Here is a 26,194-nt window from a genome sequence, read left to right on the forward strand (position 1 = left end):
TGAAAACTTTCTTTATTAATTTGCAAGTATAAATATGTGAATTTCAATATGAATAGTTAACATTGAGGTCAATACAAATGTATCATATCATTTATTTATAATAATAAATTGAGGTGGAAAAAGAATGAATTGATTTCAAGTATTATGACTGGTTCTTTAGGCGGGTTATTGTACTTATGATGATTAAGATCCACAGATGTTGCTTAGACCATTATTAATTGGATCAGTTGCTTAAATGAATGGAAGTTATGATTAATGTGTTTGTGAATAAAGGTTATCAATACCTATCTCTGATTTTAAGCAATGACTCAAAGAACTCATATTTGATGACTTATATAATCAATCACCAGAAATCAAAATAATCACATTATATACAAATCAGGATATTGAATATAAATATTTTGTTTTTAATTTTCAAGAATTAATGCAATGTTCTAGTTGAAGAATAGGATTATTGCATTTCCTATTTATGAATGCTTCCAATGAACCGATTATTATCAAAAATGGTGATTCTAAATTGCGTAAATATTTTAATGCTTAATAATATATAATGAAAAACGGCTATAAATGAATTTAAGTTTATTGAACTTAGTCTATATATTTATAAAAAAGTATCATTCAAACTGAAAAGTGAGAATAATACTTTTTTATCAGCGTTACTTTAGTGGGTTTTAGCAGGTAAAGATTTTGTGTAGTATATCATTGAGATAACTGAGAAGAATGCGACAATTATCTCTGTAAATAACATAGTGAACCAAATATAATGAACATTCAATAGTGGGAGTAAGAAAATCAAAATACCACTAACAATTAATCCTCTTGTTATGGAAATAATAAAAGATATTTGCGGTTTTAATAATGCCTGAAAATAATAAGTAGAAAAAATATTGAATGGCAGTAATATAAATGAAAGTCCATATATGCTTATAATAGCTGGAGCCATTGCAAGTATTTCATCAGTTGGTTTCATAAAAAATGTAACAAATATGTTGGGTATGCAAAGCGATAATGCACTCCATAAGATGCTAAAGAAAGCGACTGAACAGAGCGCATACTTTAAGGTTTCCTTGATTCTATCCCCTTGTTTTGCACCATAGTTCATAGAAATAATAGGTTGTGAAGCTTGTCCAACACTGTAAGCACAGCATTGAACAAAAGTGCTTATATTAACAATAATGCCATAAATTGAAAGAGCATTTGTACCTAGATATTTCATGATTTGTCGATTGAAAAGAATTGTAAGAATGCCCATTGCTATATCTATAAAGAACGTCGAAAATCCAGTGACACAAATCTTTTTGAATTTAAGAAAGATATGTGTAGGTTTCACAAGATATAATGTATTCGACTTTGATAAGAAATGTAATAACATGATGAAACATGAGATAACTGATCCAATAGCAGTTGCCAATCCCGCTCCAAAGATACCCATATCAAAAAGAAAGACAAAAGTATAATCACCAAATATATTGAAAACGCCACCTAAGAGGACAGCTACAGTCGCCAATGTAGGACTGTTATCATTTCTTAAAAATGCAGCTAACATTTGTGTGAATAAAAAACATGGAATAACAAATTTTATGGGAATTAAGTATTCTAAGGCTAATGGCATTAAATTGTCTTTGGCTCCAAAAAATGTAAGGAGTTGTTTGTCAAAGAAGATAATGACAATCCAAAATATGACAGCCAAAAGAAGAGAACCTATGACAGCAGTTGAAAAATATTCATTTTGACTGTGAGTGTTTTGATCTGAACTTCCTTTTAAAGTGCTAAATATGATAGAACCACCTATACCCATAAGCAGTCCTAAACTAAATATAATATTCCATATAGGTGCCACAACTGCTAATGCAGCTGTTCCATCAGGTCCTTGATATTGTCCAACAATAGCCATATCAACAATAGAATAAATGGATGTGATTAATGCACTCCCAAAGGCTGCAGCAAGATATTTGAAATAAATTGGTTTTAGTTTTCCATTTATGAAATCCATATTCGTTTCCTCCTCTAAACATAAAAAACTGGACAAAGGAATAGATTCTAAAGATCTATACCCTTGTCCAGCTAATCATTTTAATGATTTGCCCTCCGAGCAATACCCATTATAGCAGAGCATATATGAATGTCAATTATGTTTCTATATTTTTATCTCACAAAAGCAAGTGTACCTTCTTGATTATATATTGGATTGTATGTAAAGCCATCAATATTTAGTTTTTGAATATCCTCTAAAGTATGTACTTCTTGTAATATCATTTGATTAAGCATCTGACCTCTCGCTTTTTTAATAATCATTGCATTTCTTTTGAATTGATTATCTTTTCTTTCCATAAAATCAATAAAGTAAATATGAGGATGATGCAACATCATTGTGAATTCTTTTGATGCTAATGAAATAATAAAATCTTCATTCTCAAAATGCTGATAGAGAGGGGTATACCAATATTCATAGAGATTTACATGTGGAAGTTTCATTGTCATATCTAAACGATATGGCGTTATACCTGTATTGTACTTTAATGTTCCATAGTAAGCAGACATGATTCTAAGATGTGAGTTAAGATAATCTAAATGATTTTTATATTGATCAAGTTCTAGTTGTTTAAAAACAGTTCCTTGATATAAGGATAATGCAGGATAAGACGGGTATGTTTGATGAAAATAATGATAAACTTGAGTTGCTTGTTTATATGATATTTTCATAAGCTCACATAGAGTTTCATCGTTATATTGTTTTAAGAGTGTCTGGAGATATTGTGTTTGCTCAGGAAAGAATTGTTCAGTTAATTCAAAGCCACTGTCTTTATACTTCATTGTTTTACTTGGTGCGATAATAATCTTCATTGTTTTCACCTCGATAATATTATAAAGTATTTCTTATAATGTGAAAAGAAATATGATATAATCACATCGGCAGGTGAAGAATATGAATACAATCATTATTAATAAAATATTAATGCATATGTTAGATTTTGAACATCGTAAAATTTTTCATTCAGCATCATTTGTTGATTTGAATGAGACATCAATTGATTATTATCGAAAAAAGGTTGAGAAAGCCTTGAATTCTCCAGTTATGAAAGAGTTAACTGTAGGTTCTTTACATGAAATGATGTTAAGAAGTGAAAAGTTAATTGAAAGTGATGAAGAATTTATAAAGCAAGCTAATGAAATGACAGATAAACTATTTGCATTAGGTTCAGTGATTGAAGAGATGCCAAATAGTAATGTTCTTTTTGTGGATTGTTATAAAAATGGAGAAAGACATGTCGCTGTCTTAAAGCTGAATTACCGAATGATTCCAATGAGTGTGGTTGAAGATGGAATTGTACGTATTACGAAACAGCAGGTTTTACCAATGATGGGAGCAGCAGTTGATGAAGCCATTATTATGAACTGTGATCAAAAACAATTGTTTTTGATTGAAAAGAAATATACGATAGATGGAAAGCCTGACTTTTATTTAAATCCTCAATGGATAAAAGGTGAAGAAAAATTAACTGATAAACAAAAGTTTTCCACTATGAAAAAAGTTATTAAAAAGATGGATGATATTTATAATGTTAATGATGGCAAGGCATTGCCACTCATGAAACAAGAAATTCAAGAAAAAATGGAAAGTAATCAGCCAGTCAAACCTTTAGAAATTGTTAAAAAAGTACTTGAAAGAGATTATCAGGCACAGGAAGAAAGTGAAGTCATGTTAAAGGATTTGGGTATTGGTGAGGAAGATCAAATTAAAGCATTAGCTGGAGCTATTGATACTTGTAAACTTGTCTTAGATGATGAGATTGAAGTGCGTTTGCCTATTGAAGAATATTTATCAGGTAGTCATTTAGAGAAGGTTAAGCAACCTGATGGAAGTTTTTCTATAATACTCAAAGATATTAATGAAGTTGTTGTTAAATAATTTTAGTGAACTATAAAGTTCACTATTTTTATTTTTAGTTTTTTGAATACTCTCATTAACAATGTCAATTATCTATATAGATACATTTTTCAGTATATTCATTATGAAATGAAAAGGGGATAATATAGCAGAGGTTGTGATGAGAGATGATTAGTTATAGACCATTATTTGATAAAATGAAAGAAAAGGGTATATCTTCATATGCATTAATTCATAAACATGATATTAACCCAAGAACAGTACATAATCTCAAACATAATAAAGGAATTTCAACATATACATTGGAGAAATTATGTCATATTTTAGAATGTACTCCTAATGATATTATAGAGTTTATCAAAGATGAATAAAGTAACAAGTCTCAAAAACAGACTTGTTACTTTTTGTCTTTTTGGGAGGATATGTGTTTCAATTTATATTTTTTCAAATGATAAATCTTAATGCTTTTTAAAATCATATCATGTATAATAAAACTATACGAAAGGGGTTTTACCATGGCAAAATTAGATAATTTTTTAATTCAGCTCTTTCATGAAGGTAACTGCTTAGAGATGTACAAAGTCTTTGGAGCACATCTTGAAGAAAATGATGGTGACAAAGGTGTTCGTTTTAGTGTTTATGCACCTCATGCAAAGAGTGTTCAAGTCGTAGGGGATTTTAATAACTGGAATGGGGAAGAACATTATATGGAAAGATATACTGATGGAGGTATCTTTACATTGTTTATTCCACATATAAAACAGTATGCTACATATAAATACCGCATTGAGACACCTAATGGTTCATGGGTAGATCGTGCAGACCCTTATGCTTTTTTTAGTGAACTTCGTCCTGCAACTGCTTCTAAGGTCTATAATATTGATGGATTTAAGTGGGCAGATAAGCGCTGGTTGAATAAGCGTACAAAGAATTTTGATAAAGTCTTAAATATTTATGAGGCCAATATTGGTTCATGGAAGATGAAAAAAGATTTTACTGATGAAGAAGATGGTGAATATTATAGTTATGAGGAAATGATTGATGAAATTATTCCTTATGTTGTTGAAAATGGATTTTCTCATATTGAGTTAATGCCTTTGATTGAGTTCCCATTTGATGGATCATGGGGATATCAGGCGACAGGATATTTTAGTGCAACAAGTCGTTATGGAAATCCTAAACAATTAATGGCATTTATTAATGCTTGTCATAAAAATAATATTGGTGTGATTATGGATTTTGTTCCTGCACATTTTGTAAAAGATGGACATGGATTACATCAATTTGATGGTGGTTATGTTTATGAATATCCAGATATTAATTTGAGATATACAGAATGGGATAGTTGTTATTTTGATTTAGGAAGAGAAGAAGTGCGTAGTTTCTTGATGTCTTCTGTTCATTATTGGGCACATTATTTTCATATTGATGGTATTCGTTTTGATGCTGTTAGTAATTTGATTTATTGGAAAGGAAATAAAGAAAGAGGCGTTAATGATGGTGCAATTGAATTTATGAAACGCATGAATTCACATATGAATGGCTTATTTCCTGGTGTAATGTTAATTGCTGAAGATTCTAGTGATTATCCTAATGTCACAAGAGCACCACATGCTGGCGGATTAGGTTTTGATTATAAGTGGGATTTAGGTTGGATGAATGATACATTGGCATATTTTAAGAAAGATCCTATTTTCCGTCAACATCCTGATACTCACAACAAGTTAACTTTTTCTATGATGTACTTTTATAGAGAAAATTATATTTTACCTTTATCACATGATGAAGTTGTTCATAGTAAGGGAACAATCTTAGATAAGATGTGGGGAAATAATGATCAGAAGTTTGCTCAATGTAAGACTCTTTACTTGTATATGATGACTCATCCAGGTAAAAAATTAAACTTTATGGGTAATGAATTGGCTGAGTATAAAGAATGGGACGAAAAGAAAGCATTAGGCTGGGTATTGCTAAAATATCCACAACATGATTCTTTCCATAAATATTTTAGTGATTTAAATCATATGATTTTAAGTCATCCTGCACTTTATCAGTATGATTATTATCCTGAAGGTTTTGAGTGGCTAGTTGTTGATGACAATCAACAAAGTGTATTTGCCTATGCACGTTATGCACCAGATGGTGAAGTTTTAATTTGTATTATGAACTTTGTGGGGAATACTCATGAAGGGTATAAAATTCCTGTACCTGTTGCAGGAACATATAAAGAGATCATTAACACTGATACTGATTGTTATACGGGTAGTCATTTTATTAACAAGCGTGCAATCAAATCGAAGAAAGTACCAGCAGTTCATAAAGAGAATTCAATTGCAGTCAATATTGCACCATTCTCAGCTATGGTCTTTGAATTGAAAAGAAATTAAAGGGAGAGAAATGTATGTTCAAAACAAAAGAAGAATTTAAATATGAATTTTCAAGAAGAATTATTGAGTCTTATGGGAGAACTGTAGAAGAATCTCATATTACTGAAAAATTTATGGTTCTTGAAACAATGGTTAGAGATTATGCCTCTGTCAACTGGGCTATGACAAAAATGGCAACAAAAACGAATTATCAAAAACAAGTTCATTATTTTTCAATGGAATTTTTAATTGGTCGTCTGTTAGTTAACAATATGATGAACTTAGGAATCTATGAAATTGCTAAAGATGGATTAGAGGACTATGGAATCAATATTCATGATTTAGAGGAATTAGAATCAGATGCTGGACTTGGTAATGGTGGTTTAGGAAGGTTAGCGGCCTGTTTTATGGACTCATTAGCATCTCTTTCATATCCTGCTTTTGGAAATACAATTCGTTATGAATATGGTTTGTTCAAACAAAAAATTGAAAACGGTTATCAAGTAGAAGTTCCTGATCAATGGTTAAGATTGGGGAATATGTGGGAAGTTCGTAAACCAAAACATGCTGTTGATGTTAAATTCTGGGGTCGTGTTGTTTGGAATGAAGAAACTGGAAAATGGGAACATGTAGATGCTGAATGCGTTCGTGCTGTTCCATATGATATGCCTATTGTTGGAAATGATACAACAGTCACAAATACACTTCGTTTATGGCATGCTGAACCAAGTGAAGAGATTCCTTCAAATAAAGATTTTAGACAATATGCTCAGGAAGTGCGTGATATTTGTCAAACACTTTATCCTGATGATTCTACATTGGCGGGTCGTACATTGCGTTTAAAACAACAATATTTCTTTGTATCAGCAGGTATTCGTGCAATTATTAAAAATCATTTGAGGGTTTATCCTTCGTTAAGTAATTTTCATGAAAAAAATGTTATTCAGTTAAATGATACACACCCTGTTTTAGCTATTCCAGAATTAATGAGAATTTTGGTTGATGAATATGATATGGAGTGGGATGAAGCATGGCATATTACATCACACACATGTGCTTATACAAATCATACTATATTGGCTGAAGCTTTAGAAAAATGGCCTGTATCTACAATGGAATCATTATTACCAAGAATTTATCAGATTATTGAGGAAATTAATCGTAGATTTATTGGCTATGTTAAACAGGTCAGTGATCATGATGATGACTTATTAAATAGAGTTATGATTATTAAAGATGGACAAGTTTATATGGCTCACTTAGCGATTGCTGGAAGCTTCAGTGTAAATGGTGTAGCTAGACTACATTCACAAATTCTTAAGGAACAAGAGATGAAAGATTTTAATTTCTTATATCCAAATAAATTTAATAATAAAACAAATGGTATTACTCATAGAAGATGGTTAGCTTATTCCAATCCAGAATTGTCTGCATTGTTAAATGAAACAATTGGAACTGATTGGTTAAAGCATCCTGAACAATTAGAAAAATTAATGGAATATGTTGATGATTCAATTGTCCAAGGTAAATTCTATAATGTGAAACAACAAAGAAAGCAAGTTTTAGCTGATTATATCTATAAACATAATGGAATTCGTATAGATACAAATAGTATTTTTGATATTCAGGTGAAGAGATTACATGCTTATAAACGACAATTGTTAAATATCATGCATGTGATTTACTTATATCAAGAAATGAAAGTTAATCCTGAATTTAGAATTTATCCAAGAACATTTATCTTTGGTGCTAAAGCTGCTCCTGCCTATTACTTTGCTAAAAAGGTTATTAAATTGATTAACAGTGTAGCTGATATTGTAAACAATGATCCAGAGACGAGTGATTACTTAAAGGTTGTCTTTATTGAAAACTATGGAGTTACAATTGCTGAGAAAATCATGCCAGCTGCAGATGTTTCTGAACAAATTTCAACTGCTGGAAAAGAAGCAAGTGGTACTGGTAATATGAAATTCATGATGAATGGAGCAGTTACGATAGGAACATTAGATGGTGCAAATGTTGAAATGGCTGAACGTGTTGGAGATGACAATATTATTATCTTTGGATTAAAAGATAATGAAGTTGAAACATTGAGACAACATGGACAATACAATGCATGGGATTATTATAATAATAATCCACATATTAAACGTGTTGTGGATTCACTTGTTGATGGAACATTCCATGAATCTAGAGAAGAATTTAGAATGATTTTTGATGAATTAATGAATAGAAATGATGAATATTTCTTATTTGCTGATTTTGAAGAGTATGTCAAAGCACATGAATTGATTGATGCATATTATCGTGACCGTGCTAAATGGTCAAAAATGTGTTTAGTTAATATTGCTCAGTCTGGATATTTCTCTTCAGATCGTACAATTGAAGAATATGTATCTGATATTTGGAAACTAGATAGAGTGAAACGTTAAAAGACGAGCACACTTTCATAGAATAAAAATATTAAAAGATCTAATATTATCATTGAGATAGTTTTAGATCTTTTTTATATTTATGAATTGTTTGCTTATTACACATATATTCAATTTGAAGTATAATGTATGTGAAAAATAAAAATAGGTTTCTTTACGGGAAATCCGATAAGGAATTTTGAACATCTCTAAGAGGAGTATATCTATTATAAAGTGATACAAAGGGATAGATTTATGGGCAGAATCTAAGATAGGTGAGGGAATAGGAAAAGAGTTTAAACAAGGTAAGATGGCTGTTTTAGATGAACAGATTGTCTATAAATATGAGGTTAGTCCTTTGAGTTGGTTATAAGTATGTACAGAAGAACATTTAAAGATAGAAAGGAAATTGATAATACATGAAGATTTTCAAAGAAAAGTTATAAATAAGGTATTTTAATCATAATGTTTTTTAAGCATTCCAATACTTTAATAAATGTGAATGTCAAAAAATTTCATACAAATCATTTTATTAAATGATTAAAGAACTACAGAAATGACTTATATTTTATATATAGGTCATTTTATTTTTTAGGAGTTTTTAGTTTGACAAACTTTGATAGTTTTTTAAGATAGTTTATGTTATACTCTATACATAGAGGAAAAGTGTTCGCTTTATCTCGCTTTTTTAGTTTGAGAAAGGAATATAAATATGGAACCTAATGCAATAAGAATGAAAGCTATCGCTATAAATTTTAATGAAATAAGAGTTTATCTCTCTAAGAATTATTATAATGGAATAAGTAGTAAATTTTATTTAAAAGATTTAGAATCTGATGAATTAATTCTTTTAACAGGAGATGCATTAGATAGTAGTGATGATCCTGATTTTCAAAAATATGCTTTTCATGTTTCATTTCATATGGGAAGAGTCTATAAGATCGTTGATGCTTATGGATTGACATGCTTTTTAGATTTTTCATATCTTTCTATGTGTAAAGAATTTGATGAACTTTATTTTTATGAAGGTGATGATTTAGGAAATTGTTATACAAGAGAAAAAACAACTTTTAAGGTATGGGCACCACTATCAACTGGTGTCATTTTAAAGATTATCAAGGATGGAAAAGATTTTCTTTATCCAATGGTAAGAGGATTAAAAGGTGTTTATAGCTATACTGTTGAAGAGGATTTAGAAAATGCTCATTATTTTTATCTCATTAAACATGCTGGAAATTATGATATCTCAATGGATCCTTATGCATATGCAGCATCATCAAATGGGCGGACAAATATTATTGTTGATTTACAAAAATTATCTATGCCACCACATCAATTGCCACCACTTGAGCATAAAACAGATGCAATTATTTATGAGACAAGTGTTAGAGATTTTTCAATGTCTTCTACAAGTGGTATGAAGAACAAAGGAAAATTTGCTGCATTTACAGAGCCGCATACATCAACTGACAGTGGCAATCCTACAGGTTTAGATTATTTATCATGTTTAGGTGTCACTCATATACAATTAATGCCTATTAATGATTTTGCAACTGTAGATGAGAAAAACCCATCAGAATTATACAATTGGGGTTATGATCCTGCTCAATATAATGTAACAGAAGGAAGTTATGTAACAGACCCTAATGATGGGTATAAACGTGTCTATGAGGCACAACAAATGATTGAATTCATTCATTCAAGAGGAATGAGAGTTGTGCTAGATGTTGTGTATAATCATATGCATGATGTCAACATGAATGCTTTAGAAAAAACAGTTCCACACTATTTCTTTAGAAGAAATGATGATGGCAGTTTGTCTAATGGATCATGGTGTGGAAATGATTTGAATACAACAGCAAAGATGTGTCGTAAATATATTCTAGATATGTGTAAACGATGGCAAGTTTTGTATGGTGTTGATGGTTTTAGATTCGATCTTATGGGACTTATAGATATTGAAACAATGAAGCTTATAGATGCCCAGGGAAAAGCGCTAGATTCTTCATTTCTTATTTATGGAGAAGGCTGGAATATGATGACAGCTTTAGCAGAAGACAAAAGAACAACAATACAAAATAATAGAAAAGTTCCTCATATTGGATTCTTTAATGATTTCTTTAGAGATACTTTAAGAGGAACAAATCAAATGGAAACAAAAGGATATTTTTCTGGTGATACATATAAGACGAATGATGCTATGAAAGCGATTTGTAATCTTGATATGTTTGAATATATCTCACAGTCTATTAATTATGTAGAATGTCACGATAATGCAACTTGTTATGATAAATTCCAGATTTCTAATTATGATGAAGATGAAGAAACAAAGAAGAAGCGTTTAAGATTATTATTAGCTGCTGTCATTTTGTCTCAAGGTATTCCTTTTATTCATAGTGGTCAGGAGTTCTTTAGAACAAAAGGTGGTTTGCAAAATACTTACAATGCTGGTGATCAGGTTAATGCTCTTGATTGGAATCGTAAGGATTTTGAAATAGACACAGTACAATTTGTGCAGTTTTTAATTCATTTAAGAAAGAATAATCCTTGTTTTAGATATGCAGATTATGATATGATACGAGCAAATGTTCAATTAGAAAATATTGATCATCGTATGATACAATATAAATTACATCAAGATGATGGAGAATATCAAGATATTATTGTTTATTTTAATGCTTCGACTGATTCAGTAGAAGTTGATGTTGAAGATGGTTATACAGTATTGCATCATACTGAAAAAGGGAAAATAATTGATGGAAAATTAAGTATAGATGGAGTTTGTATGGCTATACTTGTCAGATAGGAGTTTTTATGAAATTAATTGTTGGTTTAGGTAATCCTGGTAAGGATTATGAAAATACAAGACATAATGTTGGATTTATGGTAATGGATCGTTTGTCTGATGTGATGAATGTTTCTATTTCTACAACAAAGTTCAAAGGTGAATATGTTAAGTTTAAATATCATGGGGAAGATGTTATTTTGTTGAAACCTATGACATATATGAATAATTCAGGAGAGTCAGTGCGTCAAGTTATGGATTATTTTAAGATTGATGTTGAGGATTTACTTGTGGTTTATGATGATATGGATATGCCAGTAGGAAAATTGCGTTTAAGACAAAGTGGTAGTGCTGGGGGACATAATGGAGTTAAAAGCATTATTGCCCATGTTGGAACACAGTCATTTCAGCGTATTCGTGTAGGTATTGATAAACATCCTCGAATCAAGGTTGTCGACTATGTTTTAGGGCGTTTTCAAAAAGATGAGCAGCCCCTGATTGATCAAGGAGTTGAAGATGCAGTCAAAGCTATTGAGACATACTTGAATAAAGGTTTTGTTGCTGCTATGAATGTATATAATTAGAGGAGATAAAAATGAAAAAGATTATTCAAATATTAAAAGATAATCCAGCTTATCTTGCTTTAATGAAGGGAAAAGGCGAGATAGTGGTATCCCACGCTAGTGATGAGGCAATCCTCATTGCTAGTGCTTTTTTCAGTTCTGAAAGGCCAATGCTGATTGTCAAAGAGAGTTTATACCAAGCTCAATTGTTATATCAGGAACTATATCCTATTCTAAAAAACAAAGTTGCTTTTTTTCCATGTGATGAATCTTTGCGAATAGAGGCACTTGCATCTTCCCAAGAAATCATGGGAGAAAGAATTAATGCTTTAGCAGCATTATGTAAATCTCAAGATATGGTCGTTATCTGTCATACACATAGTGTTATACGTCATATTCCTAATCGTGATTTGTTTATGGAGAATACTTTGTCTTTAAAAACTGGTATGGTTATAGAACCTATTGAGTTACGTCAACGTTTAGTACATAGTGGATATCAAATGATTCAAAGGGTTGATGAACCTTTTTATTATTCTAAACGTGGTGGTGTTATTGATGTTTATTCTATTCAATATGATAATCCAATTCGTATTGAATTCTTTGATGATGAAATCGAAAGTTTAAGATTCTTTGATAAAAATACTCAGAGGTCACTAGAAAAAGTTCAAGAAGTGACCATTTTGCCTGCAACAGATCTTCTCTATAGAGAAGAGGAAATTCCAGAGGCTATAAAAGTTATTGAAACATTGAAAGATAAAACAGAATGTGAAGAGTATAAAGAGAATTTAGAGGAAGAAATTTCTATTGATATAGAAGCATTAAAGGGCCATGATTATTCAACTCGTTTATATCAGTATTTAAGTTTATTTTCTTCAACAACAACACTATCTTCATATTTTGATCATGTTCTTTTGATGACCTCTAGCTATGAAAAAATTACAAATGTTTACAAACAATATGTTGAAGAAACATTTTATTATACTCACGAGTTACAAGGTGTTGGAAAAATGATAAAAGGTTTGATTCTTTATCAGGAAATCATACCTTTATTATCTCAAAAACAAATTGACTTTCTTGATTTTAGAACAAATGATAAACAAATTTCTTTTTTAACAAGAGAAGTTCAACTCTCTTTACTTAATGAAAAACAATTGGTTCAGCAGATTAAAGATTATTTAATTCAAAACAAAGTATTAATGTGTCTAGATAATAGTCATCAAATACAAATGATGATTGAGTTATTAGATCAAAATGCTATCCCATATACTATGGTAGGAAATGATGAAAATATCTACAATGGTGTTAATATTTATATGGGTTCATTTAAAACTGGTATGGATTTCTATGAAGAACATATTGTTTTGTTAACAGAGACGGAATTATTTAAAGTTAATTCCCAGAAAAAGAAAGGTTATATTAAATATAAAGATGCAAAAATCATTAATGATTATACAGAATTAAATATTGGTGATTATGTTGTTCATGATACACATGGTATTGGACAATATATGGGTATTAAAACTTTGGAAACAAAAGGGGCAAAGAAAGATTACCTGTATATAGCATATAAAGGTAATGATACTTTATATATTCCAGTAGAGAACTTTAAATTGGTTCGAAAATATGCTTCACGTGATGGAAAATCTCCTAAGATTCATTCTCTGAATAGTTCCGAATGGCAAAAAACAAAACAACGTGTTCGTAAGAAGGTTGATGATTTAGCTGATAAACTTATTGAACTTTATGCAGCAAGAATGAAACAGGCTGGATTTGCTTATCCTAAAGATGATGCATTACAGATTCAATTTGAAGAATGCTTTGGGTATGAGTTAACTCCTGATCAACAAGAAGCAGTCAAAGAAATTAAAGCAGATATGGAACTTCCAAGACCAATGGATCGTCTTTTATGTGGGGATGTAGGATTTGGAAAAACGGAAGTCGCATTACGTGCGTGTTTTAAGGCAATTCTTGCAAATAAACAAGTGGCTTTCTTATGTCCCACAACAATTCTTTCCGCTCAACATTATCATACAATGATCAAACGATTTGAAAATTTCCCAGTTCGAATTGCTTTATTAAATCGTTTTACAACATTGAAACAAAAAAAAGTTATTTTTGAAGATTTAAAAAATGGAAAAATCGATCTTTTAGTAGGAACACATAGAATCTTATCAAAAGATGTTGTATTCAAGGATTTGGGCTTATTATGTATTGATGAGGAACAAAGATTTGGTGTAAGACAAAAAGAACAAATTAAACAGTTGAGAGAAACAATCGATGTTTTAACTTTAACTGCAACTCCAATTCCAAGGACTTTACAAATGTCACTTATGGGTATTAGAGGTTTATCACAAATTGAAACACCACCACTTAATAGATTACCTGTTCAAACATATGTTATGGAAAAAAGTGAGCAGTTAATCAAGCAAGTTATTGAAAGAGAGTTAGGAAGAAAAGGACAAGTCTTCTATCTCTATAACAAAACATCAAATATTGAATCAGTTGCTAATCATATTGCTCGCATGGTACCAGAAGCGAAAGTAGGCATTGGTCATGGGAAGATGAATAAAGAACAATTAGAGGATGTTATGCAAGCCTTTGTAGATAAAGAATATGATGTTTTAGTATGTACAACAATTATTGAGACAGGTATTGATATTCCTAATGCTAATACGATTATTATTGAAGACGCCGATAGATTCGGATTATCACAACTCTATCAAATAAAAGGTCGTGTAGGTCGAAGTGAACGGGTTGCATATGCATATTTATTATATGCTAAAAACAAGCAAATGAATGAGGAAGCATCAAAGCGTTTAAAAGCAATTAAAGAGTTTGCACAATTAGGGAGTGGTTATAAGATTGCTATGCGAGATTTATCTATACGTGGTTCGGGAGATATTCTTGGTGGGGAACAGGCAGGATTTATTGATAGTGTGGGATTTGATATGTATATGAAAATCTTGCAAGAAGCAATAGACGAAAAGACAGGTGAAAAACCTGAAGAAAAAGAAGTTCCAATTCAAAATATTAATATTGAGGGTTATATTCCTGAAAACTACGTTGAGAGTGATATAGAGAAATTGAATCTTTATCAAAGGATTTATAAAGCTCAGCATCTTTCTCAAATTCAATCATTAGAAAGTGATTTAAAAGATTTGTATGGGACATTACCAAGAGAAGTTAATAATATTGTATTGAAACGTAAGTATGAGATTTTATGTACAGAACCATTTATTGATGTGGTCAAGGATACAGGAGAAAACATCCAGATTATGTTAACATCTGAATTCTCTGCTCATATTCAAGGAGATGTTTTATTTGAACTTGTTCATAGGTTATTTACAAAACCACAATTGAAGTATATGAAAAATGAAATTGTCATTATGTTTCCAACAGTTGGACATTGGTTACCTCATGCTTTAGAATTATTAAGTGAATTAAAGAAAATGGTATAAGAAAAAGAAGTCATAATTTGTCAAAATGATGAATAATTGACTTCTTTTTTATTGAAATATTATATATTAAAACTATAAATATCCAATATTTTCAGAAAATAATGAAAAAAATATTCTAAAACTATTTACATTTATGAAAATGATATTTATAATAATGGTTGTAAACGGTTGCAAAGGAGGGTGAGGAAAATAATTTATGATGTTGTTATTATGGGAGGAGGATTTTCTGGGACTATCGCTGCGATAGCGGCTGCAAGAACAGGAGCTTCAACTCTCATTATTGAAAAGAATGGTTATTTAGGTGGTGCTTTAACATCTGCAGGTGTAGGGCCGATGATGACTTTTCATGTTAATGAACAACAAATTATTAAAGGTATTACTGGTGAATTAATTGAACGTTTACAAGCAAAAGACAAATCAGTAGGTCATATTTATGACTCTACAAATTACACATATTCAGTAACACCTTTTGATAGTGAAGCAATGAAGTATGAATTAGAAACGATGTATTTAGAAAGTCAGGGAAAAATTCTTTATCATGCTATGCTGGCGGATGTAGAAGTTATGGATGGATGTATTCAAAGTGTAACTGTTTGCCATAAAGCAGGATTAGAAAGAATTGCTGGCCGTGTCTATATTGATGGAACTGGAGATGCAGATTTGGCATATAAATCTGGTGTTCCCTGTGATGTTGGTAGAAAAAAAGATCATAAGACACAACCTATGACATTAAATATGAAAATTAATGGAGTGAATAGAGAAAAGCTCGTCCACTACATTCAAACACATCCTGATAACTTCAAGCGTATGCACAATGATATTTCAACCATAACAAAAGTTCCAAGGCTATCTGTTATTGGTTTTGAAAAGGAATTTGAATGTGCAAAACAAGAAGGTAGAATTCATATTCAACGCGAAGATGTATTGCTTTTTGAAACAAATGAACCTGGTGAGTTCATTGTGAATACGACAAGAATACGAGATTGTGATCCAAATGATCCTTACAGTCTTAGTTTAGCAGAAATTGAGGGTAGAAAGCAATGCCAAGAGTTAGAAAAGTTCATGAAAAGTGATTTAGAAGGTTTTCAGAATATTCATATGATCTCTACGGGCCCAAGTATTGGCGTTCGAGAATCAAGACAAATCAAAGGATATTATCAATTCACTTCAGAAGATATTCTTCTGGCGAAAATATTTGATGATGTGATTGCCCATTCAGCATATCCTATTGATGTACATAGTCCTGATGGAGAAGGAACATATCATCAAAGATTACAAGATGGAAAGTATTATTCTATTCCTTATAGAATAGTTATTAATCCAGTTATTCACAATTTATTGGTAACGGGGAGATGTGTGAGTGCAACTTTTGAAGCACAAGCAGCGATTCGTACAACACCAACGGTGGGGGCAATTGGACATAGTGTTGGTATTGCTGCAGCTTTATCAGCAAGATATAATCAATATCCAGATGAAATTAATGTTCATTTGATACAAAAAGAATTATTAAAACAAAATGCATATTTAAATATAAAGGAGAAGTAAGATGGTACAAGGAATTTTGATTTTAGTTATTTTCTTTGCATTTGCAGCTTTAATGATGACAAAGAAAATGCAGACAATTATAGCATTGCCTTTAATGGGAATTTTAATTGCATTGGTAGCTGGAGTCCCTTTGATTTCAAATAATCCAGAGACTTATACAATTGCTAATAATGTTTTAGAACAAGGAGCAATGAGATTAAGTTCAGCTATTGCTGGTTTGGTATTTGGTTCATTTTTTGGACAGGTTTTAAATCGTGTTGGGATAGTGAAAGGTATTATTAAAAAGGCAGCTGAATTGGCTGGTGATAAGCCTTTAATTATTGCATTGGTTTTATATGTAGCTGCATCAGTTATCTTTGCAGGTTCAAATGGCTTAGGAATGGTTATCTTAGTTGGTACAATTATTATTCCAATCATGTTAACAGCAGGAATAAGTCCTTTTGCAAGTGCTTCAATCTTATTATTAGCGAATACGACTGGAGGAACATTAAATGTTTCAGGTTTAGCTATGTATGTAGATTTATTCAATTTAGATATTCAAAAGATTTTATCAACAAACTTATTAATTATGGTACCGATGATTGTTGCATATTTAGCATTTATACTTTACCATGTCAAAGGAAAAAGTATTTTAAAGAAATCATGGGCTATGCCTACAGGTGATGGTGCACGTGGACAAAAAAATGTAAATCCATTGGCATTATTAAGCCCAATTGTTCCAGTTGTTTTAGTTTTTACGATGAATTTATCAATTGTTCCAGCAGTTATTATTGGAATTGCAGTTGCTTTATTATTAACATTGCCAAGAAAACCACTACAAGTTATTTCAGCTTCATTTGTTGAAGGTTTAAAAGATGTTGCAGGTGCAATGGGATTGATGATTGGAATTGGTATTTTATTAAATGCTGTTATGGCTCCACAAGTTGCAACAATTATTCAACCTGTTATTAAGATGATTATTCCAACTTCACCTATTGCTTATGTATTGATTTTTACTGTTTTAGCACCACTGGCTTTATATCGTGGACCTATGAATATGTGGGGACTCGGAAGTGGAATTGGTGCTATCTTAGTTGCATCTGGAATGAATCCAATGGCTGCAATGGTTGCATTGAGAGTTGAAGGAATGGTTCAAGGGACATGTGATCCAACAAATACACATAATGTATGGTCAGCAGACTTTACAAAGACAGAAGTTAATGATTTAACAAAAGGAACTATTTTATGGACAGTTGCAGCTGTTATTGTTTCACTAACAATTGCTAGCTTCCAGTTCTTTTAAAAAATAGGAAGGAAATAAGAAATGAGTAAAAAAGTAAGAATTGGTATAGACGTAGGTGGAACATTCACCGATGCGGTTGTTATTGACAATGATACCTATGAAATTATTGCAAAAAAGAAAATACCAACAACACATGATGCAGTTGGTGGAGTTGCCACAGGTATCGTTAATATCATCAATGAAATTTTACAAGATAATAACATTTCACCTCTTGATGTTAACTTTATAGCCCATGGAACAACACAGGCAACAAATGCGCTATTAGAAGGTGATGTTGCAAAAGTAGGAGTTCTTGGAATGGGAACTGGTATTGATAGCAGTACTGCTAAGAGTGGAACACATACAGAAGATATTGAGTTAGCACAAGGAAAATTTTTAAAAGTTTATAATCGTTTTGTAGACTCAAAGAAGTTAAATGAAGCTCTTATTGAGCAATCAATTGAAGAATTAAAATCAGAAGGAGCAGAAGTCATTGTTGCTTCTGAGGCTTATAGTGTTGATGATCCTACCAATGAGTTAAAGGTAATAGAAAAAGCGAATCAAAAAGAAATGTTTGCGACTGGTGGACATGAGATTTCACAACTTTATGGACTTAAGGTCAGAACCAGAACAGCTGTTGTTAATGCAAGTTTAATTCCAAAGATGATGGAAACAGCAAATATGACAGAACAGGCAGTAAAAGATGCAAATATTCAAACACAATTAATGATTATGCGCTGTGATGGTGGTGTTATGAGTATTGATGAGGTTAGAAAACGTCCTATTTTAACAATGTTGTCAGGATTGGCAGCAGGAGTTGCAGGAGCACTCATGTATGAGAAAGTCACTGATGGTATCTTCTTTGAAGTTGGTGGAACAAGTGTAGATATTTCTGTTATTAAAGATGGAAAAGTTATGATTAAAAATGCTCAAGTTGGTGGACATCATACTTATTTACAATCACTTGATGTCAGAACATTGGGGATTGCTGGTGGTAGTATGGTTATTGTGAAAGATGCTCAAATTGTAGACGTTGGACCAAGAAGTGCTCACATAGCTGGAAAAGAGTATGAATGTTTTACAGATGCCAAAAATTTAGTTAATCCAACAATTCAATTTATTTCACCAAAAGAAGGAGATTCAAAAGATCATGCTATTGTTGTAAGCGAAACAGGTCAAGAATATTCATTTACATTAGCAGGTGCTGCTAATTTATTAGGTTATGTTCCTGAAGGTGATTATGCTTATGGTCATAAAGAAGCGAATTATAAAGCTTGGAATGCATTAGGCAATTATTGTGGTATGACTGCTGAAGAAGCTGCTCAACAAGTTATCAAAATTGCTTGTGAAAAAGTTATGACAGTTGTCAATATGTTAATTGATGAATATGAATTGGATAGGAATTATGTAACTCTCGTTGGAGGCGGTGGAAGTGCATCTGTTTTAACATATGCATTAGGAAAAATATCTGGGCATAAAGTACAGATTGCTAAAAATGCTCCTTATATTTCAACTATAGGAGTAGCTTTAGCAATGGTTAGAGAACAGATAGAAAAAACTGTTGTCAACCCAACTGATGAAGATATAAAAAAAATAAGAGCAGAAGTTATTGAAAAAATTGTTAAATCAGGTGCAAATGAAGATACAGTTGATGTTATGATTGAAATTGATGCACAAAAGAATATTCTTTCTGCCATAGCAACTGGTTCAACAGAAATGCGTTCTAAAGACTTAAATCAAGCAGCTTTAACCATAGAACAAATGACCAAAAAAGCTAGTGAAGCTATGAATATTGATACAGATTCTATGCAATTTATTCAGAATGTAGCTAGATGGAATCTCTTTAATGCACCAATAGAAAAAAAGAGTTTATTTGGCTTGATGAAAAAAAATATGAATCGTCTCTGTGTCTTAGATAGAGAAGGTGTTGCACGTTTACGAAAAGAAGGTGCTTATTATCTCGTTTTTCCTAAATCAGCAATTCAGAGTGATTTTATAGATTTTATGAATGATTATACAGTTTATTCAGATGCGAATGATACAATACCTAAATTATTCTTGTTTTATAAAGAAAAAATGTTAGATTTAACTGGGATACAATCTCTTCAACAAATTTTATCAATTATGGAAGTAGAGTTAGAATTTGTTTTAGAAGATGACCAGATTATAGCTGTTGCATATCAATAGAAAGGAGAAATGAAAAGTGATTGAATGGACTCATGTGGATGATCAACTGTTAGCTTATGGAACCCTTAAGAATGATTTATTGTTTCATAAAATACCTAAAGAAAATTATCTCTATTATATTAATGAATCATTAAAATTAGGAAAACAAAAAGCGAAAACATATAAATATTTGAGTGTTGAAGAACTCTGTCAAAAAAATCATATTGAAATATCCTATAATAAGCAAAGTGGAAAATTTTATGGAGTTCAATTTCGAGCTCAAATTGAATTAAAAAAAGATTATAGAAAAATAATCTTGTATACGGATTCGCTATGCGAGATGTTAGAGGCAAGTCAAAAATATATTGATGAGCAAATAACATTTGAAGATATTGTTCAAATTCATTTAGCACATGAGCTCTTTCATTTCTATGAATATATTGATCAACAACCCACAAATGAAAGATTAGATCGCATTGTTCGTTTTCATTTAGGACCAATAAAGTTACATTCTACTGTTATGAGTAGTTGTGAAATAGCAGCACATGCTTTTGCAAAAGAACTGCTTCATTTAAATGACCTCCCAAACGTTTATGATTATATACTACTCATTCATCAAAAAGAAATGACTATAGATGGTTTCCAAACATTACAAGAACAATGGCGTCGAGAAATAGGAGAATAAAAAATGTTAATACCTCAAGAAGAACTCAAGGTTATTTATGATGTAGATGTTGTTGTTATCGGTGGTGGTGCAGCAGGGATAAGTGCTGCAATTGCAGCCAGTAGAAATGGTGCACAAACATTGCTTATAGAACAACGTGGTTTTGCTGGTGGAACAGGTGCATTTATGCCTATTCCTGCTTTTTGTCCATATACAGATGGTGTTCATATTGTAAGCCAAGGAATTGCTTATGAGATATTAGATAAGGTTAAGAAACAAAGCAATGCTGAGTGCCAACGAATGAATAAGGATAAATTAGACTGGGTTACAATTGATACTGAAGTGTATAAACGTGTTTGTGATGAAATGTTAACATCAAGTGGAGTTGAGATTTTATTTCATACATTGTGTACACAAGTTTTATGTGAAGATGGTTTTATGAAAGGGTTGGTTATTGCTAATAAAAATGGACGCAGTATTATTAAAGCAAAGGCTTATATTGATGCAACTGGAGATGCCGATATTGCATATATGGCTGGAGTTCCTACTCTAAAAGGTGATCAAGATGATCCTACAGTTCAGCCTGGAACAATGTGTTTTGTTGTATCAGGTATTGATAAAGATAAAACGTTAAGTTATATAGCTTCTCAAGATGATGATCAATTTTCTCAACTTGTTACATTGGCACAAGAGAAAGGCGATATTCCTGAAGGAAGAAAACGTGTCTCATCTTTCTCTTGGTTAACAGATACGACTGCATCATTTAATTTTGGTCATGTCTTTGGCGTTGATGGAACAGATGCAATTTCATTAACGAAAGGAAATATTAAAGGTCGTCAATTGGCTAAAGTATATACAGATTTTTTGAGAAAATATGTACCTGGATTTGAAAATGCACAGTTGATTTCAACAGGTGATCAGGTGGGGATTAGAGAAAGTCGTAGGATTGTTGCTGACTATATGATGAGTGTTGAAGATTTTAAAAAGAGAAGAAGTTTTGAAGATGAAATTGCTAGAAATTGTTACTTTATTGATGTTCATTTACCTAATAAGGAGAGTACAATGGTGATGGAATATTTACCAGAGGGTGAATCTCATGGGATTTCTTATCGCAGTTTATTGCCTCAGGGAATGGAAAATCTAATTGTAGCAGGTCGAACTATTGGCTCTGATCGTCTTATAAATAGTGCTTTGCGTGTGATGCCTAATTGTTTTACAATGGGGCAGGCAGCAGGTGTTGCAGCTTATTTAGCTGCTTTAAAAAATGTTGGTTATAGAAGTATTGATATTCAACAACTTCAAGATTTATTAATAAGTCAAGGAGCTTGGATTTTAAGAAAGAAGTAGGTGTTATCAACACCTCTTTTTGGTAAGGAGAGAGTAATGAAACATTATTTATGTATAGATGTTGGTGGAACATCAATCAAATACGGATTATTAGATGAAGAAGGACATATTATTCAAACACAATCTGTGAAAGCACCTTTATCATTGCTGGAAATGTATGAAGTCTTTGCAAATGCTTATTATCAATATCAGGACTTTCATCTTCAAGGAATTGCATTAAGTATGCCAGGGGCAGTTGATAGTGAATCAGGAGTGATTGGAGGTTCAAGTGCCTATGATTATATTCACGGTCCAAACATAAAAAAAGATTTAGAAGAAAAGTTTAAGATTCCAGTTGAAATAGAGAATGATGCAAATTGTGCAGCTTTGGCAGAAGTCTGGAAAGGTGCGGCTAGTGATGTGAATGATTGTTGTTTTATTGTCAGTGGAACAGGCATTGGTGGAGCAATTGTGAAGAATAAAAAAATTCATAAAGGTGTTCACCTCCATGGTGGTGAATTTGGTTATATGATTTCTAAGTTAGATGCACATGAAAGACCAATAAAAACATGGTCTGATGCATCAACAGTGAATATTTTAAAAGATATAGCTAAAGAAAAAAATATAGATTTTCATTTATTAGATGCTAAAGATATTTTTGATCATTATCATAATGATCCTATTTATGAAAAATATATAAATGAATATTATTGGAGTATGGCTAATGGAATATATAATTTACAGTATGCATATGATCCTGAAAAAATTGTCATTGGCGGTGGAATTAGTATGCGAGATGATCTGATTGATGAAATCAATCAACGATTAGATGTTATATTCAAAACTTTTACACATGCGCATGTGAGACCAATTATTCTTACTTGTCAGTATCATAATGATGCTAATTTAATAGGTGCTTTATTTCATTATCTTACAAAGTCAACAAGTGTATAATGTTAAATATTTCTAATTTTTATAGATTAATAGTAGGAAAGTATTGTATAATGTATACAAATGTATGCATATAGAAAGAAAATAAGGGGAGTGGTATGTAATGAATGATAATAAAATTCCAGCAGTCTTTTCATATATTGCATCAAGACGAAATGATATGACATTAAGAGAAAACGAGATTGCAAATTTTGTTTTAAAGAATCCAGAATTTATTGTCAATAATACAATTACTAATATTGCAAATGAAGTGGGTGTTTCTGAAACAAGTATTAATAGATTCTGTAAGAAGATAGGTTATAAAGGGTTTCAAGATTTTAAAATTGCTATGGTGCAGGGAAGTCTTTATCGAGATATCCAATCTGATCATACTGATGCCCCACAATCTTTATTTGTATCAATGCTTTCTGATTATAAAAAAGTTCTAGATAATACATTTGCCATGATGAAAGAAGAGAGTTTTATACAAATTGTTAAATATATAAAAGAAAGTCGTCAAATTTATATCTTTGACAATCATAGCCCTTTAAATATTGGAAAATGTTTACAGCAAAAATTAAAAACAATAGGGGTTGATGCAATCATTATTAATGATTGGACTTCAATGAAATTATATTGTTCAAAATGTCAAAGTCAAGATGTCTTTATAACTTTCTTTAATACAATGTGTTCAACTGCCATGATAGATGCATTATCTAATATTAATCAAAAATCAGGGAGAAATATTGTCATAACAAGTTATGATTCTCAAAAGATGGCAGAAGTATCAGATGTTAAAATTGTAAGTGCTGATAAATTATATATTAAAAATAAAGATGCTTTTACTGACCAGATGGCTTTTGTATTTATTATTGATTTATTATTTTCTTATTTATTACAAGATGAAGATTTTATGAATGAGAAAAAGAATAGTGATGCAGTATTTGAAATTGATCAGATTTCTAATAGTTATTATTTTAATATGTAATAATCATTTCTTAGAGTTGACTTTAGAAAGTCAACTTTTTCTATTTATAATTTGACAATGAGATAAAAAAGTTGTAATATGAACATTGTTCAGTTTGGTGGTGATAAGATGAATAAAGTGGTGACCTCTAAAGAAGCAATCTTAGATGTGAGTCGTAATATAGCTGCAACCCAAGGGTTAAAAGCAATAAATATGCGTAATGTTGCTAAAGAATGCAATGTTGCAGTTGGTTCAATTTATAATTATTTTCCTTCTAAAGGAGAACTTATAACAGCTACTGTTGAATCTATTTGGTTAATTATATTCCATAATACACATGACTGTTTGCGTTTTAAGAACTTCATAGAGTGTATAGAATGGTTATATCAACAAATGTTAAGAGGAACAAAGGAGTATCCTGATTTTTTCTTTATTCATTCTGATGCTTTTGAGAAAGAAAATAAAGAATTAGGAAAACAGGAAATGCTGAAATATTTTGAACATATGTATCAAAACTTACATACTGTATTAAGACAAGATCATCTGGTTAAAAGACATATATTTGATGATTCTTTAAAAGAAGAAGATTTTATTGAATTTGTTTTTTCAAATATGATAACTGCTTTGTCACATCGCCAAGCATCTTGTCAGGTCTTAATTGAAATCATCAAAAAAGTTATTTATTAGCCCACATGAGTGGGTTTATAAACGATTTAAAATGAACATTGTTCAGATTGGAGTTGAATTATGAAAGTTCAAAAGAAATATTTATTATTAATAGCTGGTTTTGTGTGGGCAGTTGCTGGTTTTAATATCCTAAAATTAGGGCTTGAAGCTTATCCTCCATACATAAGTGTTATTAATTTTATATTATCTTTATTGGTATTTGGGATTTTTATGAAGTTTGTATTCTATAAAATGGTACAAAAACATACCAATAGAATTATATCCTATGAAGAAGAATTACAATTATTTATCAGATTTTTTGATATTCAGGCATTTTGTATTATGGCATTTATGATGACAATGGGTATAAGTTTGAGAGCTTTTCATCTTGTCCCAGATATATTTATCGCTGTATTTTATACAGGGTTAGGTGTATCTTTGCTGTGTGCAGGAATATTATTTTTAGTTCAATTTTATCTAAATATAAAGGAGGAAAAATAGATGCAGGCAATAGTAGAAACATTATTTGATATTGTTTATTTAACAACTGTTATCACATTAGGAATTTTAATGATGAAAGGAAATCGTGGTAATAAACAATATTTCTTATTTGGGATTATGGCAGTACTATTAGGGTTAGGTGATTCGTTCCATTTGGTTCCACGTGCTATAGCACTATGTACAACAGGTTTACAAGATTATACAGTGGCATTAGGAATTGGAAAATGGATAACTTCTATTACAATGACTGTTTTCTATGTCATTTTATATTATGTATGGAGAATTCGCTATCAGGTGACAGAACATAAAGGATTAACATTTGCAGTATATATATTTGCAATCATTCGTATTGTTTTATGTATGTTCCCACAAAATGAATGGCTAAGTGCTCATGCACCATTATCTTGGGGGATTTATCGAAATATTCCGTTTGCCTTGTTGGGATTGTTAGTTATCGTTTTATTTTTTCAAAGTAGTCAACAGAAGAATGATCATTCTTTTCGTTATATGTGGTTAACTATTGTTTTGAGTTTTGCATTTTATATTCCAGTTGTCTTGTTTGCAGATACAATTCCAGCAGTAGGCATGTTAATGATTCCAAAAACCTGTGCATATGTATGGACTGTATGGATTGGCTATAGTGCTATGAAAAGTAATGAGTAATTGCCTTTTTTCATATTTTGATATTTTTTAGAA

At 31.1% G+C, this 26,194-nt stretch carries 19 protein-coding genes; 17 read left to right on the forward strand and 2 right to left on the reverse strand.

Going from position 1 to position 26,194, the window contains the following annotated elements; genetic code table 11:
- Positions 1-661: 661 nt before the first annotated feature.
- Together AC5M21_RS02780 and AC5M21_RS02785 are read right to left on the reverse strand one after the other, a co-directional pair.
- Positions 662-1,993 carry an MATE family efflux transporter gene (locus AC5M21_RS02780; protein WP_008787319.1) on the reverse strand — a complete coding sequence of 444 codons (1,332 nt, stop codon included), beginning with the start codon at positions 1,991-1,993 and terminating at the stop codon, positions 662-664.
- 152 nt (positions 1,994-2,145) lie between these two features.
- The gene (locus AC5M21_RS02785; protein ID WP_017143935.1) at positions 2,146-2,844 is read right to left on the reverse strand and encodes a YaaA family protein; all 699 of its coding nucleotides are present in this window, start codon (positions 2,842-2,844) and stop codon (positions 2,146-2,148) included.
- A gap of 82 nt (positions 2,845-2,926) precedes the next feature.
- Between AC5M21_RS02785 and AC5M21_RS02790 the strand changes: the two genes are divergently transcribed.
- The 17 genes from AC5M21_RS02790 to AC5M21_RS02870 all read left to right on the forward strand — a co-directional run bounded on the left by AC5M21_RS02790 (position 2,927) and on the right by AC5M21_RS02870 (position 26,161).
- Positions 2,927-3,910, forward strand: a complete 984-nt coding sequence (locus AC5M21_RS02790) for a nucleoid-associated protein (protein ID WP_008787321.1) — start codon at positions 2,927-2,929, stop codon at positions 3,908-3,910.
- A 146-nt stretch (positions 3,911-4,056) separates the two neighbouring features.
- Complete coding sequence (locus tag AC5M21_RS02795; protein WP_008787322.1) at positions 4,057-4,260, forward strand: helix-turn-helix domain-containing protein; 204 nt, start codon at positions 4,057-4,059, stop codon at positions 4,258-4,260.
- A gap of 144 nt (positions 4,261-4,404) precedes the next feature.
- A complete protein-coding gene (gene glgB, locus AC5M21_RS02800) occupies positions 4,405-6,276 on the forward strand; it encodes a 1,4-alpha-glucan branching protein GlgB (RefSeq protein WP_008787323.1) in 1,872 nt (623 codons plus the stop codon).
- A 14-nt stretch (positions 6,277-6,290) separates the two neighbouring features.
- Positions 6,291-8,687 (forward strand): glycogen/starch/alpha-glucan phosphorylase, encoded by a 2,397-nt coding sequence (locus AC5M21_RS02805; RefSeq protein ID WP_008787324.1) that lies wholly within the window; start codon positions 6,291-6,293, stop codon positions 8,685-8,687.
- Positions 8,688-9,378: 691 nt separating this feature from the next.
- Positions 9,379-11,472, forward strand: coding sequence for a type I pullulanase (gene pulA / locus AC5M21_RS02810; protein WP_008787325.1), 2,094 nt, complete (start codon positions 9,379-9,381; stop codon positions 11,470-11,472).
- An 8-nt stretch (positions 11,473-11,480) separates the two neighbouring features.
- Complete coding sequence (gene pth, locus AC5M21_RS02815; RefSeq protein WP_008787326.1) at positions 11,481-12,035, forward strand: aminoacyl-tRNA hydrolase; 555 nt, start codon at positions 11,481-11,483, stop codon at positions 12,033-12,035.
- Between the two features lie 11 nt (positions 12,036-12,046).
- Entirely contained in the window at positions 12,047-15,472 is a 3,426-nt protein-coding gene (gene mfd, locus AC5M21_RS02820) for a transcription-repair coupling factor (RefSeq protein ID WP_008787327.1), read from the forward strand.
- 180 nt (positions 15,473-15,652) lie between these two features.
- A complete protein-coding gene (locus AC5M21_RS02825) occupies positions 15,653-17,017 on the forward strand; it encodes an FAD-dependent oxidoreductase (RefSeq protein WP_008787328.1) in 1,365 nt (454 codons plus the stop codon).
- A gap of 1 nt (position 17,018) precedes the next feature.
- On the forward strand, positions 17,019-18,299 hold the full coding sequence (locus AC5M21_RS02830) for a TRAP transporter large permease (RefSeq protein ID WP_008787329.1): 1,281 nt from the start codon (positions 17,019-17,021) through the stop codon (positions 18,297-18,299).
- A 21-nt stretch (positions 18,300-18,320) separates the two neighbouring features.
- Positions 18,321-20,465: a hydantoinase/oxoprolinase family protein gene (locus AC5M21_RS02835; protein WP_008787330.1), complete on the forward strand. Its 2,145-nt coding sequence runs from the start codon at positions 18,321-18,323 to the stop codon at positions 20,463-20,465.
- A gap of 16 nt (positions 20,466-20,481) precedes the next feature.
- Positions 20,482-21,129, forward strand: a complete 648-nt coding sequence (locus AC5M21_RS02840; RefSeq protein WP_008787331.1) for a hypothetical protein — start codon at positions 20,482-20,484, stop codon at positions 21,127-21,129.
- 3 nt (positions 21,130-21,132) lie between these two features.
- A complete protein-coding gene (locus AC5M21_RS02845) occupies positions 21,133-22,455 on the forward strand; it encodes an FAD-dependent oxidoreductase (protein ID WP_054325311.1) in 1,323 nt (440 codons plus the stop codon).
- Between the two features lie 36 nt (positions 22,456-22,491).
- Positions 22,492-23,388: an ROK family protein gene (locus tag AC5M21_RS02850; protein WP_008787333.1), complete on the forward strand. Its 897-nt coding sequence runs from the start codon at positions 22,492-22,494 to the stop codon at positions 23,386-23,388.
- A gap of 100 nt (positions 23,389-23,488) precedes the next feature.
- Complete coding sequence (locus tag AC5M21_RS02855) at positions 23,489-24,352, forward strand: MurR/RpiR family transcriptional regulator (protein WP_008787334.1); 864 nt, start codon at positions 23,489-23,491, stop codon at positions 24,350-24,352.
- A 108-nt stretch (positions 24,353-24,460) separates the two neighbouring features.
- The gene (locus tag AC5M21_RS02860) at positions 24,461-25,018 is read left to right on the forward strand and encodes a TetR/AcrR family transcriptional regulator (RefSeq protein WP_017143933.1); all 558 of its coding nucleotides are present in this window, start codon (positions 24,461-24,463) and stop codon (positions 25,016-25,018) included.
- A gap of 60 nt (positions 25,019-25,078) precedes the next feature.
- Positions 25,079-25,498: a hypothetical protein gene (locus AC5M21_RS02865; protein ID WP_008787336.1), complete on the forward strand. Its 420-nt coding sequence runs from the start codon at positions 25,079-25,081 to the stop codon at positions 25,496-25,498.
- Positions 25,499-26,161 carry a hypothetical protein gene (locus AC5M21_RS02870; RefSeq protein ID WP_008787337.1) on the forward strand — a complete coding sequence of 221 codons (663 nt, stop codon included), beginning with the start codon at positions 25,499-25,501 and terminating at the stop codon, positions 26,159-26,161. It begins immediately after the preceding gene.
- The last annotated feature ends 33 nt before the right edge of the window (positions 26,162-26,194 follow it).

The organism is Coprobacillus sp. (assembly GCF_984815275.1).